The 15,216-nt window shown below is 73.1% G+C and carries 17 protein-coding genes and 1 riboswitch; of the genes, 5 read left to right on the forward strand and 12 right to left on the reverse strand.

The features are described from left to right. Nucleotides 1-14: 14 nt before the first annotated feature. Complete coding sequence (locus HZF07_RS24435; protein WP_220131840.1) at nt 15-263, forward strand: DUF3253 domain-containing protein; 249 nt, start codon at nt 15-17, stop codon at nt 261-263. Here HZF07_RS24435 and HZF07_RS11865 read toward each other — a convergent pair. From HZF07_RS11865 to HZF07_RS11890, 6 genes are all read right to left on the reverse strand, one after another. Next, nucleotides 250-825 (reverse strand): nucleotidyltransferase family protein, encoded by a 576-nt coding sequence (locus tag HZF07_RS11865; RefSeq protein ID WP_181645096.1) that lies wholly within the window; start codon nt 823-825, stop codon nt 250-252. The genes HZF07_RS24435 and HZF07_RS11865 overlap by 14 nt on opposite strands. After that, nucleotides 822-1,439, reverse strand: coding sequence for a hypothetical protein (locus HZF07_RS11870; RefSeq protein ID WP_157341860.1), 618 nt, complete (start codon nt 1,437-1,439; stop codon nt 822-824). Before HZF07_RS11870 ends, HZF07_RS11865 begins: the two co-directional genes overlap by 4 nt. Further along, complete coding sequence (locus tag HZF07_RS11875; RefSeq protein WP_181645097.1) at nt 1,436-1,960, reverse strand: RNA polymerase sigma factor; 525 nt, start codon at nt 1,958-1,960, stop codon at nt 1,436-1,438. The genes HZF07_RS11870 and HZF07_RS11875 overlap by 4 nt, the downstream gene beginning before the upstream one ends. A gap of 256 nt (nt 1,961-2,216) precedes the next feature. Beyond that, complete coding sequence (gene groL, locus HZF07_RS11880; protein WP_157341862.1) at nt 2,217-3,842, reverse strand: chaperonin GroEL; 1,626 nt, start codon at nt 3,840-3,842, stop codon at nt 2,217-2,219. A gap of 212 nt (nt 3,843-4,054) precedes the next feature. Then, nucleotides 4,055-4,921 (reverse strand): ATP-grasp domain-containing protein, encoded by an 867-nt coding sequence (locus HZF07_RS11885; RefSeq protein ID WP_157341864.1) that lies wholly within the window; start codon nt 4,919-4,921, stop codon nt 4,055-4,057. Between the two features lie 41 nt (nt 4,922-4,962). Next, nucleotides 4,963-5,982 carry a LacI family DNA-binding transcriptional regulator gene (locus HZF07_RS11890; RefSeq protein ID WP_157341866.1) on the reverse strand — a complete coding sequence of 340 codons (1,020 nt, stop codon included), beginning with the start codon at nt 5,980-5,982 and terminating at the stop codon, nt 4,963-4,965. A 322-nt stretch (nt 5,983-6,304) separates the two neighbouring features. Between HZF07_RS11890 and HZF07_RS11895 the strand changes: the two genes are divergently transcribed. The 3 genes from HZF07_RS11895 to HZF07_RS11905 all read left to right on the forward strand — a co-directional run bounded on the left by HZF07_RS11895 (nt 6,305) and on the right by HZF07_RS11905 (nt 8,216). Beyond that, nucleotides 6,305-6,673 (forward strand): YciI family protein, encoded by a 369-nt coding sequence (locus HZF07_RS11895; RefSeq protein ID WP_157341868.1) that lies wholly within the window; start codon nt 6,305-6,307, stop codon nt 6,671-6,673. Next, on the forward strand, nt 6,670-7,011 hold the full coding sequence (locus HZF07_RS11900; protein WP_181645098.1) for a YciI family protein: 342 nt from the start codon (nt 6,670-6,672) through the stop codon (nt 7,009-7,011). The genes HZF07_RS11895 and HZF07_RS11900 overlap by 4 nt, the downstream gene beginning before the upstream one ends. A 131-nt stretch (nt 7,012-7,142) precedes the next feature. Then, nucleotides 7,143-8,216 carry an RNA polymerase sigma factor gene (locus HZF07_RS11905; RefSeq protein WP_309504706.1) on the forward strand — a complete coding sequence of 358 codons (1,074 nt, stop codon included), beginning with the start codon at nt 7,143-7,145 and terminating at the stop codon, nt 8,214-8,216. Here HZF07_RS11905 and HZF07_RS11910 read toward each other — a convergent pair. The 6 genes from HZF07_RS11910 to HZF07_RS11935 all read right to left on the reverse strand — a co-directional run bounded on the left by HZF07_RS11910 (nt 8,188) and on the right by HZF07_RS11935 (nt 14,051). Continuing rightward, nucleotides 8,188-8,466, reverse strand: a complete 279-nt coding sequence (locus HZF07_RS11910) for a MoaD/ThiS family protein (protein ID WP_157341870.1) — start codon at nt 8,464-8,466, stop codon at nt 8,188-8,190. The two genes, HZF07_RS11905 and HZF07_RS11910, sit on opposite strands and share 29 nt — an antisense overlap. A 16-nt stretch (nt 8,467-8,482) precedes the next feature. After that, nucleotides 8,483-9,748, reverse strand: a complete 1,266-nt coding sequence (thrC, locus tag HZF07_RS11915; protein WP_181645099.1) for a threonine synthase — start codon at nt 9,746-9,748, stop codon at nt 8,483-8,485. A 10-nt stretch (nt 9,749-9,758) separates the two neighbouring features. After that, nucleotides 9,759-9,906: riboswitch (SAM riboswitch) on the reverse strand. A gap of 95 nt (nt 9,907-10,001) precedes the next feature. Next, nucleotides 10,002-12,314 (reverse strand): endopeptidase La, encoded by a 2,313-nt coding sequence (gene lon, locus HZF07_RS11920; protein WP_157341872.1) that lies wholly within the window; start codon nt 12,312-12,314, stop codon nt 10,002-10,004. Nucleotides 12,315-12,368: 54 nt separating this feature from the next. Continuing rightward, entirely contained in the window at nt 12,369-13,208 is an 840-nt protein-coding gene (gene otsB / locus HZF07_RS11925; protein WP_157341874.1) for a trehalose-phosphatase, read from the reverse strand. Between the two features lie 53 nt (nt 13,209-13,261). Then, nucleotides 13,262-13,747 (reverse strand): LytR C-terminal domain-containing protein, encoded by a 486-nt coding sequence (locus HZF07_RS11930; protein ID WP_309504707.1) that lies wholly within the window; start codon nt 13,745-13,747, stop codon nt 13,262-13,264. A 10-nt stretch (nt 13,748-13,757) separates the two neighbouring features. Next, the gene (locus HZF07_RS11935) at nt 13,758-14,051 is read right to left on the reverse strand and encodes a DUF3263 domain-containing protein (RefSeq protein ID WP_157341875.1); all 294 of its coding nucleotides are present in this window, start codon (nt 14,049-14,051) and stop codon (nt 13,758-13,760) included. 116 nt (nt 14,052-14,167) lie between these two features. Between HZF07_RS11935 and HZF07_RS11940 the strand changes: the two genes are divergently transcribed. Further along, a complete protein-coding gene (locus HZF07_RS11940; RefSeq protein ID WP_157341877.1) occupies nt 14,168-15,193 on the forward strand; it encodes a Gfo/Idh/MocA family protein in 1,026 nt (341 codons plus the stop codon). The last annotated feature ends 23 nt before the right edge of the window (nt 15,194-15,216 follow it).

Genomic DNA, 15,216 nt, shown 5'->3' on the forward strand with positions numbered 1-15,216 from the left:
GCCAGACTGGCGAGGTGGGTGCTGTCGACGCTCGGCTGCAGCAGGCGATCCTCGACCTGCTCGACCAGCGGCGCCCGGGCGCGACGATCTGCCCGTCCGACGCGGCGCGCGCCGTGGCGCCCGACGACTGGAGGCCGCTGATGGACGCGGCTCGCGACGCGGCGCAGCGGCTCGTCGACGCCGGCGAGGTCGACGTGACGCAGGGCGGCCAGGTCGTCGACCTGGCCTCGGCACGCGGGCCGGTGCGGATCAGGCGTCGTTGACGGGCGAGACGGTGTCCTGGTCGAGGCCCGTCGCCAGGTCTCCGCACTCGACGAGCTCGGGGTCGTGGGTCTCGAGGTAGGCGCGGGCGCCCTCGTCGCCGCTCGCCTCCGCGACGATCCCGGCCCAGTGCGCGCGGCCGAGGAGGACCGGGTGGCCGGGTCGGCCGTCGTACGTCGCGCGCCGGAGCGTCCGCTCGTCGGCGCCGTCGCTGAGCACCCGTCGGACCACCTCGGCCGTGACGTCGGGCAGGTCCACCAGGGTCACGACGACGGCGTCCGCGTCACCGGCCGCGGCGGCCCGCAGCCCGGCGCGCAGCGAGGCCGACATGCCGGCGTCCCAGTCGGCGGCGACGACCGCCGCCGCGCCGGTGCCGACCAGCAGCTCGAGCGCCTGCTCGGCGGCGGCGCCCAGCACGACCTCGACGCGGTCGCAGCCGCCGTCGCGGAGCACGTCGATCGCGCGCACCAGCCACGACCTTCCCGCGTCGTCGTGGACCAGCGCCTTGGGCTGCCCCATCCGGCGCCCGGCGCCGGCCGCGAGCAGCAGCGCGTGCACCGTCACCCGAAGGCCTGCTCGTAGACCGCCGCGAGCTCGGGGCTGTAGGGCGCCGAGAAGCCGCACAGCGTCACGTGGCCGCCGACGGCCGAGACCAGGTAGCGGCCGCCGACCTCGAAGGCGACGCCGGACGCCACCCGCTGCATCTGCTCGCTGGGCGCGTCCAGCACGACGGAGGTCGCGGGACCGCCGGCGTACCAGGTCGTCGGCTCGAGGACCACGGTGTCCCCCTCGATCGAGGTGACCGTGCCGTCGAAGGCGACCTGCGCCTGTGCGAGGGCCTCGGGGGTCGGGACCATGCACTTGCCGCTGCCGGCGGTGTCGGACACCGCGAGCTCGACGGAGGCGGGCTCGGTCGCGACGGGGTCGGACGTCGGGTCGTCGCCCGTCAGCGCGCGCACGCCGAAGAACCCTGCGCCGGCGATCACCAGCACGGCGGCGGCCGCCACGACCCAGGTGAGGCGGCTGCGTTCGCGGGTGCCGGTCTCACGGTTCTCGGTGGTCAGCTCGGTGCTCATGACGTCCTCCACGAGTCGGGCGACCCCGGCCGGGTCGCCTGGCGGGAGGGTGGACGCCGGGTCGGCGGCGCTCATCCGCTGACGCAGCTCGTCGTCGTTCACGACGTCCTCCCTTCCCTCGACCCCTCATGTCCGGACACGCGCTGAACCTTTCGCAGCTCGATGCGCAGCTTCTCGCGAGCCCGGTGGAGGCGGATGCTGGCGGCGTTGCCGGTGATCCCGAGCACGGTGGCGATCTCCGCCGGCGTCAGCTGCTCCCAGGCCCACAGCCGCAGCAGCTCGGCGTCCTCGGCGCGCATCCGGCCCAGCGCCACCCCGAGGTCCGGATCGTCCGCCGGCTCTCGCGCGGGTGCCCGCGGCTCGAGGGCGGCCACCTTCGCTGCCACGCGGCGCTGCCGCCGCGCCGCGCGCTCGGCGTTGCGCAGGCAGTTGGCGGCGACGCCGTACGCCCACGGCAGCGGCTCCTCCGGCAGGTCGTCGACCCGTCGCCAGCAGACCAGCAGGGTCTCGGCCAGCACGTCCTCGGCCGTGTCCGGGTCGGTACGACGTACGAGGTAGCGCCGCAGGGGCTCGACCAGCCCGGGCGCCACCCGCTCGAAGCGCTCGCGTCGGCTCTCGTCCACGGGGCCACTGTGCCCGACGCGCGTCGATCACGAACGCGCGGCCACCGCCGGGCCCACCGAGTCGTCGTCGAGTTGGGCCCCCGTCACTCGTGAGTTGGGCCTCGATCGCGCATAAGGCCCAACTCGACCGTGACGCGGGGGCAACTCAACGGTGAGGAGCGCCCAACTCGACGAAATGGCCGAACGGCCCCGGTCCGCGAGGGACCAGGGCCGTTCGGTGTTGCTCGTGATGCTGTGCCGCGAGGAGCGGTCGGACTCAGAAGTCCATGCCGCCCATGCCGCCGGACGGGTCGCCCATGGGGGCGGCCTTCTCCGGCTTGTCGGCCACGACGGCCTCGGTGGTGAGGAAGAGCGCCGCGATGGAGGCGGCGTTCTGCAGCGCGCTGCGGGTCACCTTGGCGGGGTCGATGATGCCGGAGGCGATCATGTCGACGTACTCGCCGGTGGCCGCGTTGAGGCCGTGACCGGCCTCCAGGTTGCGCACCTTCTCAGCCACGACGCCGCCCTCGAGACCGGCGTTGATCGCGATCTGCTTGAGCGGGGCCTCGGTGGCGTAGCGCACGATGTTGGCACCGGTCGCCTCGTCGCCCGACAGGTCGAGCTTGTCGAACGCCGTGGCCGACGCCTGCACCAGGGCGACGCCGCCGCCGGCGACGATGCCCTCCTCGACGGCCGCCTTCGCGTTGCGAACGGCGTCCTCGATGCGGTGCTTGCGCTCCTTGAGCTCGACCTCGGTGGCCGCGCCGACCTTGATGACGGCCACGCCGCCGGCCAGCTTGGCGAGGCGCTCCTGGAGCTTCTCGCGGTCGTAGTCGGAGTCCGACTTCTCGATCTCGGCACGGATCTGGTTCACGCGGCCGGCGATCTGGTCCGCGTCGCCGGCACCCTCGACGATGGTGGTCTCGTCCTTGGTGATGACGACCTTGCGGGCCTGGCCGAGCAGCTCGATGCCGGTCGACTCCAGCTTGAGGCCGACCTCCTCCGAGATGACCTGGCCGCCGGTCAGGATCGCGATGTCCTGCAGCATGGCCTTGCGACGGTCACCGAAGCCCGGGGCCTTGACGGCGACGGACTTGAAGGTGCCGCGGATCTTGTTGACGACCAGGGTCGACAGCGCCTCGCCGTCGACGTCCTCGGCCAGGATCAGCAGCGGCTTGCCGGACTGCATGACCTTCTCCAGCAGCGGGAGCAGGTCCTTGACCGACGAGACCTTCTGGTTGGCGATGAGGATGTAGGGGTCCTCGAGGACCGTCTCCATGCGCTCCGGGTCGGTGACGAAGTACGCCGAGATGTAGCCCTTGTCGAAGCGCATGCCCTCGGTGAGCTCGAGGTCGAGCCCGAAGGTGTTCGACTCCTCGACGGTGATGACGCCTTCCTTGCCGACCTTGTCCATCGCCTCGGCGATGATCTCGCCGACGGTGGTGTCAGCGGCGGAGATCGACGCGGTCGCGGCGATCTGCTCCTTGGTCTCGATGTCGATCGCCATGTTGGAGAGCTGCTCCGACACGGCGGCGACAGCGGCCTCGATGCCGCGCTTCAGGCCCATCGGGTTCGCACCCGCGGCCACGTTGCGCAGACCCTCGCGGACCATCGCCTGGGCGAGGACGGTCGCGGTGGTCGTACCGTCACCGGCGACGTCGTCGGTCTTCTTCGCGACCTCCTTGACGAGCTCGGCACCGATCTTCTCGTACGGGTCCTCGAGCTCGATCTCCTTGGCGATGGACACGCCATCGTTGGTGATCGTGGGGGCGCCCCACTTCTTCTCGAGGACGACGTTGCGGCCCTTGGGACCGAGCGTGACCTTGACGGCGTCCGCGAGCGTGTTCATGCCACGCTCGAGGCCGCGCCGGGCCTCCTCGTTGAAAGCAATCAGCTTCGGCATAACTCCTGCGATTCCTTCGCATGCTGAGTATGTGGACCGGGGCGGCGGGTTGCCCGCGACGGACGGCCCCTGCTGGACCCGGCGAACCCTTCTCGCCGGCGCTCGGGACCTCAACGTCGCCGTTCCGGTGGTGGCACTCTCCGGTCGAGAGTGCCAACGTCATGTTTAGCACTCGACCCCGGCGAGTGCAAGGAGAGGGCGGCCCCCGGAGCTCAGTCGCGGCGGCGGACCCGGGCGGCGACGGCGTCGGCGAACGGCTCGGCGTTCGCCGACAGCACGTCGAGGTAGAGGCCCGGCTCGGTGAGCTCCACCTCGCTGACCACCAGCCGGCCGCGGTGGCGCATCATGTCGACCCGCGCGTAGGCGAGCTCGCCACCGAGCACGTCGACGACGGTCGCGACGGCCTCGGTCGCCAGCTGCGCCGCCTCGGCGTCGAGCGGCACCGGCCGCGAGCTCCCGCCGTACATCTCGTGCACGCGGATGTCGGTCGCGCTCGGGAGCTTGTCGACCTGGCTGACCGCGTGGCCGCCGAGCACGAACACCGAGGTCTCGCCGTCGTGGTGGATCGACTCCATCAGCGGCTGCACGATCCACGGACCGCGGCCGTCCTCACGCGGCTCCCACCCGGCGGCGTCGGAGACCACGTCGAGGCCGCGGCCGCCGGCGGCGACCCGCGGCTTGACGACGGCGACCGGGTGCCGCGCGGCGAGGCGGCGTACGTCGTCAGGGGTGTCGGCAGACATGGTCGGCACGACCGGCAGGCCAGCGTCCTGCAGGTCGAGGAGGTAGCGCTTGTCGGTGTTCCAGCGGAACACCTCCGCGCCGTTGAGCACCCGCGGCCCCAGCCCTGCCGCCCATTCGAGGAACTCGCCGACCCGGGTGTCGTAGTCCCAGGTCGAGCGCACCGCGATCAGGTCGGCGGCCGTCCAGTCGACCGACTCGTCGTCCCACACGACCCAGCGCGCGGCCAGCCCTCGGTCCGCGAGCGCGGCATCCAGCGCCTCGTGCCCGGGCTCCCCGTCGCGGAACCACGCACACGTGGCCAGCAGCACCACCGGCCGCTCGGGGCTCTGATCCATGCGCGCACCCTAGCGAGAGGGCCCGACTCACCGCTTGCGGTTCAGGAGGAGGCGCGTACGACGAGGCGGGTCGGCAGCATCCGACCCGGTCGCGGGGTGGTGGGATCGGCCATCGCGGCCAGCAGCATCGCGACCATCTCCCGCCCCATCTCCTCCGGAGACTGGTGGACGGTGGTCAACGGCGGGTGCGTGGACGCCGCGATCGGTGCGTCCTCGAAGCCGACGACCGCGATGTCCTCGGGGACCTGCACGCCGGCGTCGTTGAGGGCGCGCAGCGCCCCGGCGGCCATCAGGTCGTTGGCGCAGAAGACCGCGTCGGGGGCCGGTGACCGCTCGAGGAGGGCGCGCATCGCGGACTCGCCGCTCGCCTGGCCGAAGTCGCCGTGAGCGACCAGCGCCTCGTCGACCGGCAGCCCGGCGGCCTCGAGCGCCGCGGCGTACCCCTCGTAGCGGGAGTGGCCCGCGACCATGTCGGGCGGGCCGGCGATGGTGGCGATCCGGCGATGGCCGGACCCCACCAGGTGCTCCACCGCGAGGCGGGCGCCCTGGACGTTGTCGACGTCGACGAAGTCGGTCTCGAGGGCGGGGTTCGCCCGACCGCCCACCACGACCGGGAGACCGTGCTCGCGGATCCGCCCGGGCAGCTGGTCGTCGTCGTGCAGCGAGAGCAGCAGGACGCCGTCGACGTGCTGCCGGGTGAGGAACTCGTCGAGCGTGCCACGCCGCTCGGACGCCTGTGCGAGGAGCAGCACCAGCTGGCGGCCGGCGGCGCCGAGCGCGGCCCCGATGCCGCGGACGATGCCGGCGAAGAACGGCTCGCCGAACACCCGCTCCTCCGACTCGGCGATCACGAGGGCGACCGCGTCGGTGCGCTGGGTCTTCAGGGCCCGGGCGGCCCGGTTGGGCACGTAGCCGAGCTCGGCGATCGCGCGCTCGACGGCCTCGCGCGCCTGCTCGGAGACCTTGGCCTGGCCGTTGATCACGCGGCTGGCGGTGCCGCGCCCGACACCGGCACGCGCGGCGACCTCGTTGAGGGTCGGGCGGGGCTGGGGCGCGATCATGGCGTCAGTATGCCGACGCTCGCCGTCCGCGGGAGCGCGAACGGCGAGCCCGGGAGGTCGAGGTATCCCCGGGCTCGCCGCGCGTCTGGGCCCACCGTCGAGCCGCCGCCCGCGGTGGGAGCTCCCCCACGTCGCATCGAGGCCATCGCGCGGTCCACCCCTCGGTGCAGTGTGGTCAGTGGGAGCGTTCCCACAGGCCAAGCCTGCTGCCCGCCGGAGCGGCTGTCAAGCACCTCCGGCAAACCTGCGCCACGGCCTGTCGATTTCACCGACCGCCGCCCGTCATCACGGTGTCAGACTCACCACACGAGGAGGAACCACCATGACCACGTACGTCGTCCTACTGCCCGGCGACGAGTCCGCCTGGGAGAACGCGACCGAGGAGCACCGCTCCGCGGTCTACGCCAAGCACGGCGAGTTCGCCCGTGTGCTCGCGGAGCGGGGGCACACGATCAGCGGGGGCGCGGAGCTCACCCACTCGCGCGAGGCGAAGGTCGTGCGGCGCTCGCCGTCCGGCATCACCGTCACGGACGGGCCGTACGCCGAGACCGTCGAGCAGCTCGGCGGGTTCTACGTCGTCGAGACCGACGACCTCGACGACCTGCTCGAGGTGTGCGCGATCCTGGCCGACGGCGACGGACCGGTGGAGGTGCGCACGGCCAAGGGCGGCGCGGACGGGCCCACGGCGTGAGGTTCGTGCTGCTGATGGCCGAGGAGGACCACTACGCCCGGTGGGACGCGGCCGACGAGGCGGCGCGGCAGCGCGTCGTGGCCGACTTCGAGGCGTTCGACGCGGCCGTCGCCGAGCGCGGCTCGGTCGTCGGTGGCGAGGCGCTGGCGCGGCCCTCGGAGGCGCGCACGGTGCGGGCCGGCGCGGTGACCGCCGGACCGTTCGCCCAGACCGTCGAGCAGATCGGCGGGTTCTACGTGATCGACGTCGACTCGATCGACGTCGCGGTGGAGCTCGCCGGCCTGCTGCCGCGCGCCTACACCGTCGAGGTCCGGCCCGTGCCCGAGGTCCCGATCTGAGCCCCATCGAGCAGCTGCTGCGCGAGGAGTGGGGCCGACTGCTGGCCCTGCTCGTCGCTCAGTACCGCCGCCTCGACCTGGCCGAGGACGGGCTGGCCGACGCGTTCGAGGCCGCGGCCCGCACCTGGACGGTGGCGCCCGCCAACCCGCCCGCCTGGCTGCTGACCGCGGCCCGGCGCCGGATCGTGGACCGGCTGCGGGCCGAGGCGGTCGCCGCGCGGAAGCTCCCGCTGCTCGCCGTCGAGGCGTCCCTGCAGGAGGAGGCGCAGGCGTTCATGGCCGACACCGATGAGCCCCTGGTCGACGAGCGGCTGCGGCTGGTGCTGCTCTGCGCGCACCCGTCGCTGGCGCCGGAGTCGGCCGCCGCGCTGACCCTGCGTCTCGTGCTCGGCGTGCCGACGGAGGACGTCGCGCGTCTCTTCCTCGTGCCGACGCCGACGATGGCGGCCCGGCTCACCCGCGCACGGAAGTCCCTCGCGGGCCGCTCCTTCGAGGTGCCGGCCGACCTGGGGCCGAGGGTCGGCCTCGTGGCGGACGTCGCCTACCTCGCGTTCACGGCCGGCTACGCGCCCGGGTCCGGCCCCGACGTCGTGCGCGCCGAGCTGGCCGGCGAGGCGGTGCGGCTCGTGCGGGTGCTGCGCGCCGTGGTGCCCTACACCGAGGTCGAGCTCGAGGCGCTGCTCGCGCTGATGCTGCTCCAGCACTCGCGCCGCGACGCCCGGGTCGCCGACGGACGGCTGGTGCTGCTGCCCGACCAGGACCGGACGCGGTGGCGGACGGACGAGATCACCGAGGCGCTCGCCCTGCTCCGGCCGTGGCTGGACGCGCCGCCCTCGCCGTACCTGCTGCAGGCGCTCATCGCCGCGGAGCACGCCATCGCGCGCTCTGCCGAGGAGACCGCGTGGGACCGGATCGTGCTGCGCTACGCCGAGCTCGAGGAGCTCACCGGGTCACCGGTGGTGCGGCTCAACCGCGCGGTCGCGGTCGCGGAGGCGGCCGGACCGGCCGCGGGGCTGGCGGTGCTCGACGGGCTCGTCCTGCCCGGCCACCGGCTGCCGGCCACGCGCGCCGAGCTCCTGGCCCGGCTGGGCCGCGTCGAGGAGGCGGTCACGGCGTACGACGAGGCGATCGGCCGGTGCGCCAACCAGGCCGAGCGCGCCCACCTCGTCGAGCGGGTCAGCAGCCTCCGGCGACCGCCGGGATGACCGAGATCTGGGTGCCGTCGGGCGTCGGCGTCGCGAGGTTGTCGAGGAACCGCACGTCGTCGTTGCCGACGTAGACGTTGACGAAGCGGCGCAGCTCGCCCGACTCGTCGAGGATCCGGCCCTTGATGCCGCTGTAGCTGGCGTCGAGGTCGTCGAGCACCTCGGCCAGCGTCGCGCCGGCGGCGGTCACCTCCGACTCACCGCCGGTGTAGGTGCGCAGGATGGTCGGGATCCGGACCGAGACGGACATGTCTCCTCTTTCGGGGTCAGGCGATGCCGGTGGCGGCGAAGGCAGCGTACGTCGGCGCGATGGTCGCGGCGGGACGGACCGCGCCGGAGACCGCGTCGAGGGTCTTGAGACCGTGACCGGTGTTGATCACGACGGTCTCGAGCGAGGTGTCGAGCTGGCCGGTCTCGACGAGCTTCTTCAGCACCGCGACGGTCGTGCCGCCGGCGGTCTCGGTGAAGATGCCCTCGGTGCGGGCGAGCAGCACGATGCCGGCGCGCACCTCGTCGTCGGTCACGTCCTCGACGGCGCCGCCGGTCTCGCGGCAGATGTCGAGCACGTAGATGCCGTCGGCCGGGTTGCCGATCGCGAGGCTCTTGGCGATGGTGTCGGGCTTCACCGGGCGGATCGCGTCGACGCCGGCCTTGTAGGCGGCCGACACCGGCGAGCAGCCCTCGGCCTGGGCGCCGTAGATCCGGTAGGGCTTGGCCTCCACCAGGCCGAGCTCGACGAGCTCCTGGAAGGCCTTGTGCACCTTGGTCAGCTGCGATCCGCTCGCGACCGGGATGACGACCTGGTCGGGGAGCCGCCAGCCGAGCTGCTCGGCGATCTCGTAGCCGAGGGTCTTGGAGCCCTCGGCGTAGAACGGGCGGACGTTGACGTTGACGAACGCCCAGCCGCCCTCCTCGCCCGCGATCTCGGAGGCGAGCTTGTTGACGTCGTCGTAGTTGCCGTCGACCGCGACCAGCGAGTCGGTGAAGACCGCGGAGTTGACCTGCTTGGGCTGCTCCAGGTTGCTCGGGATGAAGACGACGGTCTTGATCCCGGCCCGGGCGCCGGCGGCGGCCACGGCGTTGGCGAGGTTGCCGGTGCTCGGGCAGGCGAAGACCTTGGCGCCGAGCTCGCGGGCCGCGCTGAGCGCGCAGGCGACGACGCGGTCCTTGAAGGAGTTCGTGGGGTTGGTCGAGTCGTCCTTGACCCACAGCCGGGTCAGGCCGAGCTCGGCCGCGAGGTTGTCGGCCTTGAGCAGCCGGGTGAACCCGGGCTCGGTGTTGGGGCTCGACTCGATGTCGTCGGGCACCGGCAGCAGCGCCTTGTAGCGCCAGATGTTCCGCGGCCCGGCCTCGATCTGCTCGCGGGTGACGGTGCCGAAGTCGTAGGCGATCTCGAGCGGCCCGAAGCACTCCGGACACGCGTAGTGCGGGCCGAGCTCGACGTGGTGGCCGCACTCCCGACACGACAGGGCCTTGGCGTTGCCGAAGGCGCCTGCACGAAGGGCCGGCTTCTCGATGACAGGTGCGCTCACGGAGTCCTCCTTCTCATCTTCCCCGGCTGCGACGGTCGCGCCGGGCGGAATTGGCACCGTTTCCACGAACCGCAACCGGCTGGTGCGCCGGGGGCGGAGGCTCGTGGCGGTTGCCGGGACTTCTTCGGGCCGTATCCCTCAGTCCCTCTGGATGAGCTGAGACAGACTGTACGTCGCCCGTCTCACGATGTGCACATCGGTTCCGCGATGTGGGACGTGAGCAAGACGGGCGACGTACGTCGTCGGGAGGCTGTCAGGCGGCTGCGGTCGCGGCTCCCTCCGCCGGCGCGAGCGCGCCCCGGACGACGTCGAGGACGTCGCCGACGACGTGGACGGTGAGCTCCTCCAGCACGTCGGCCGGCACGTCGTCGAGGTCCGGCTCGTTGCGCAGCGGCAGGAAGACCTCGGTGAGCCCGGCCCGCTGGGCGGCGAGCAGCTTCTGCTTCACGCCACCGATCGGCAGCACCCGGCCGTTGAGCGTGACCTCGCCGGTCATGCCCACCTCGGAGCGCACCGGACGGCCGGTCAGCAGCGAGGTCAGCGCGGTCACCATGGTGACGCCGGCCGACGGCCCGTCCTTCGGCACCGCGCCCGCGGGCACGTGCACGTGGATGGCCTTCTCGAACACCGAGGGGTCGACGCCGAGCTCGGCCGCGTGGGAGCGGACGAAGGACAGCGCGATCTGCGCGGACTCCTTCATCACGTCACCGAGCTGGCCGGTGAGCGTCAGCCCGGCGGTCCCGTCGGCGACCGAGGCCTCGATGAAGAGGACGTCGCCGCCGAGCCCGGTCACGGCCAGGCCGGTCGCGACACCCGGCACCGCCGTACGCTCCGCCGACTCCGGGGTGAACCGCGGTCGGCCCACGAGGTCCTTGAGGTCCGGCTCGCCGATGCCGACGTGCGTCTCCCCCGTCGCGAGCCGCGTGGCGGCCTTGCGCAGCGCCTTGGCCAGCAGCCGCTCCATCTGCCGCACGCCCGCCTCGCGGGTGTAGTTGGCGGCGATCTCGCGCAGCGCGGCGTCGGTCACGGTGACCTCGTCCGGGGTCAGCGCGGCGCGCTCCAGCTGGCGCGGCAGCAGGAAGTCCCGCGCGATGGCGACCTTGTCGTCCTCGGTGTAGCCGTCGATGGAGACCAGCTCCATCCGGTCCAGCAGCGCGCTCGGGATCTGCTCGACGACGTTGGCGGTGGCGATGAAGACGACGTCGGACAGGTCCAGGTCGAGCTCGAGGTAGTGGTCGCGGAACGTGTGGTTCTGCGCCGGGTCGAGCACCTCGAGCAGCGCGGCCGCGGGGTCGCCGCGGTAGTCCGAGCCGACCTTGTCGACCTCGTCGAGGAGGACGACCGGGTTCATCGAGCCGGCCTCCTTGATCGCGCGGACGATCCGGCCGGGCAGCGCCCCCACGTAGGTCCGCCGGTGGCCGCGGATCTCGGCCTCGTCGCGCACCCCGCCGAGCGCGACCCGGACGAACTCGCGGCCCATCGTGCGGGCGACGGACTCGCCCAGCGAGGTCTTGCCCACGCCGGGAGGGCCGGCGAGCAGGATGACCGCGCCGGAGCCGCGGCCGCCGACGACCTGGAGGCCGCGCTCGGCCCGGCGGGCGCGGACGGCGAGGTACTCGACGATCCGCTCCTTGACCTCGTCGAGGCCGTGGTGGTCGGCGTCGAGCACGGCGCGGGCGGCCGCGACGTCGGTCGAGTCCTGGGTGGTGACGCCCCAGGGCAGCTCGAGCACGGTGTCGAGCCAGGTGCGGATCCAGGCCGCGTCGGGGGCCTGCTCGCTGGCGCGCTCGAGCTTGTCGACCTCCTTGAGCGCAGCGGTGCGCACGTGCTCGGGCAGGTCGGCGGACTCGACCCGGGCGCGGTAGTCCTCGGCGCCCTCGGGCTCGCCCTCGCCGAGCTCCTTGCGGATCGCGGCGAGCTGCTGGCGGAGCAGGTACTCGCGCTGCTGCTTCTCCATGCCCTCGCGCACGTCCTCGCCGATCTTGTCGGTCAGCTCGGACTCGGCGAGGTGGTCGCGGGTCCAGCCGATGAGGCGCAGCAGCCGCGACTCGACGTCGGGGTCCTCGAGCAGCTCGCGCTTGCGGTCCACGGAGAGGTACGGCGCGTAGCCGGCCGCGTCCGCGATCGCGCTCGGGTCGCTCATCTGGTGCACCTGGTCGATGACCTGCCAGGCCTCGCGACGCTGGAGCACGGCGACCACGAGCCGCTTGTACTCCTCGGCGAGCTCGCGGGCCCGCGGGGTGACGACGTCCTCGACCGGCTCGACCTCGACCCACAGGGCGGCGCCCGGTCCGGTCACGCCGCTGCCGATGGCCGCCCGGGAGCCGGCCTTGAGGACCGCTGCGGGGGCGCCGCCGGAGAAGCGGCCGACCCGGTCGATGGTCGCGACCACGCCGTACGACGCGTAGCGGTCGTCGAGGCGCGGGGCGACGAGGACCTGGGACTCACTGCCGGCCCGGGCGGCGTCGATGGCGGCCTGGGCGGCGTCGTCGAGCTCCAGCGGGACGACCATGCCCGGCAGGACGACGAGGTCCGAGACGAAGAGGACGGGGAGCTTGAGTGACATGCCTCGAGAACGTGCGCCGGCACCCGGGTGTTCCGGAGGCACCCTCCTGTTCGCTCAGGACGAACGCGCCTCCGCGGTCAGCCGGCGCAGCAGCTCCAGGACGCCGTCCGGCCCCTTCACGACGACGTCGCTGCGGTCGACGAGCGCGCTCTCCTCCTCGGAGGCCGAGCAGACCAGCACGGTCGGCAGGCCGTCTCCGCGCAGCTCGGCGACCGCCTCGAACGCCTCGAGGTCGCCGAGGTCGTCACCGGCGAACAGGAAGCCGCCGGCGTCCAGCTCCTCGACCAGCGCCCGGACGGCCAGGCCCTTGTGCATGCCGCCCGACCTGACCTCGATGACCTGCCGGCCCGGCTCCACGAGCAGGTCGTGGCGCTTGGCGAGGTCCCCGATCGCCGGCAGCAGCCGCTGGAACGCGGCCTCGGGCTCCGCGAGCCGGCGGGTGTGCACGGCCACGGCCAGCCCCTTGTCCTCCACCCAGGCGTCGCCGGCGTCCGCGCGCCGGAGCACCCCGGGCAGCTCGCGCTCGAAGGACGCCAGGCCGCGCGGGGGGCGCGGCGAGACGATGCGGCGGTGGGTGGTCGACCACCGCTCGTTGCCGTACTGGCCGAAGACGAACAGGTCGGCGCCGGCCTCGCTCAGCGAGTCGCCCACCTCCTCGAGGCCGCCGAGGTCGAGCACCTGCCGGGCCGGACGTCCCGTGATCACCGCGACCGCCCGCACCTGCCGGGCGAGCTCGACGATCACCGCGCCCGCATCGGGGTGGATGTGTGCCGCCTCGGGGTCCTCGACGATCGGGGACAGCGTGCCGTCGAAGTCGAGGCCGACCACGACGCGCGACGCGACGCGCACCAGGTCGGCCCAGCGCTCCTGGCCCTCGGCGGAGGTGAACTCCATGCCACTACCCAACCACCCGGCCGGGGACCGGCGGGTGGAATGTGGCCGACCCCTCAGCCCAGCGGCTCGGTGAGGATGACCGTGAGGCGGTCGCGGCGCATCGGGTCGACGGCGAGCGCCGTACGACGGATGCCGAGGTCGAGGGCGAGCGTCTTGGCCGCGCGCTGCAGCCGCTGGGGGTAGTAGACCGTGGTGGCGGGGATGGTGCCGTACCAGTTGTCGGAGCCCACGACCTGCCAGCCGATGTCGGAGGCGCGGTCGGCGACGCTGCCGGCCAAGCCGGTGACGCCGGAGTTGTTGTAGACCTCGACGTAGACCTCGCCCCGCTGCACGGCCGGCGGCTCGGGCTTGGGCTTCGGTGTGGCCGTCGCCGTCGGCGACGGGGTCTCGCTCGGCTGCTCCTGGGCGACCGTCGTGACCTCGCGCTCGGTGGGCTCGCCGCCGCGGGTCGCGACGAACGCGATGCCGGCCATCGCGACCGCGATGACGCTGAGGATCACGACGGGCGAGGGGTAGACCGCCCCGCGCTGGGTGCGCACGCGGGCCACCTCAGAGCTCGAAGCCGAGACGGCGGGCGGAGCGCTGCCGCTGCCGGGCGGCGCGCAGCCGGCGCAGCCGGCGGACCAGCAGCGGGTCCTCGGCGAGCGCCTCCGGGCGGTCGATGAGCGCGTTGAGGACCTGGTAGTAGCGCGTCGACGACATGTCGAACTTCTCGCGGACGGCGGTCTCCTTCGCCCCGGCGTACTTCCACCACTGGCGCTCGAACTCGAGGATCTCGCGGTCGCGCTCACTCAGGCCCGACGCGGCAGCGGCGTCGCCGTGGAGTGCGTTGGCGGCATCCATGGTGCTCCTCCCCCGGGGTGCGTCGGCGGTCCGACAGTGCTGGTCAGCCTCACTATAGGGCCCGAACCACATCGATGTGATTCGACCGCGCGGCGAGTCGCCAATAGGGTCCGACCATGAACGACGCCACGATCGGCTGGGGGATCCTCGCGACCGGCAAGATCGCCCACACGTTCGCGCGCGACCTGGCCCTGGTGCCCGGCGCCAGGCTCGCCGCCGTCGGGTCCCGGCGGCTCGCGGCCGCGCAGGAGTTCGCGGCGGCGTACGACGGCGAGGGCACGCCCTCCGCCCACGGCTCCTACGAGGACCTGGTCGGCGACCCGAGCGTCGACGTCGTCTACGTCGCGACGCCGCACGCCCTGCACCTCGACAACGTGCGGATGGCCTTCGAGGCCGGCAAGCACGTGCTGTGCGAGAAGCCGGTGACCCTCGAGACCGCGGACGCCGAGGAGATGGTGCGGCTGGCCGGCGAGCACGACCGCTTCCTGATGGAGGCGATGTGGACCGCCTGCCACCCGGTCGTCCGTGCGCTCGCCGAGCGGCTGCGCTCGGGCGAGCTGGGCCGGCCCCGGCACCTGCACGCCGAGCTCGGCTTCCGGGTCCAGGCCCCGCCCGAGGACCGGATGTTCAACCCGGCGCTCGGCGCGTCCGCCCTGCTGGACATGGGCATCTACCCGCTGACCTTCGCCCACCTGATGCTCGGCGAGGCGAGCGTCGTGCACGCCACTGCCGACCTGACCGAGCGCGGCGTCGACCTCGACGTCGCCATGACCGGCCACTACCCGGGCGGTGCGCTCGCGACGATGACGGCCTCGATGTCGTCGTGGTCCTCCCGCAGCGCGGCGATCGCGACCGACCTCGGCCGGATCGACCTCGAGGACTTCCACCACCCGACGCACGCGACTTTCACGCCGTACGTGCAGGCGGAGGGCAACTGGGTCTTCGAGCCGGGCGAGCCGGTCCAGATCGTGGGTGAGGAGCCGGTGATCGGGCAGGGCTACGGCAACGAGATCGCCGAGGTCAACCGGTGCCTGCGCGAGGGACTGCGCGAGAGCCCCCTGGTGCCGCACGCGCAGACGCTCACGATCCTGCGCCAGATGGACGAGGTGCGCCGCCAGGTGGGCGTCACGTTCCCCGCCTGATCCTGGCTGACCCTCGCTGATCG

The organism is Nocardioides agri, assembly GCF_013778305.1.
In the GTDB taxonomy this organism is placed as follows: domain Bacteria; phylum Actinomycetota; class Actinomycetes; order Propionibacteriales; family Nocardioidaceae; genus Nocardioides; species Nocardioides agri.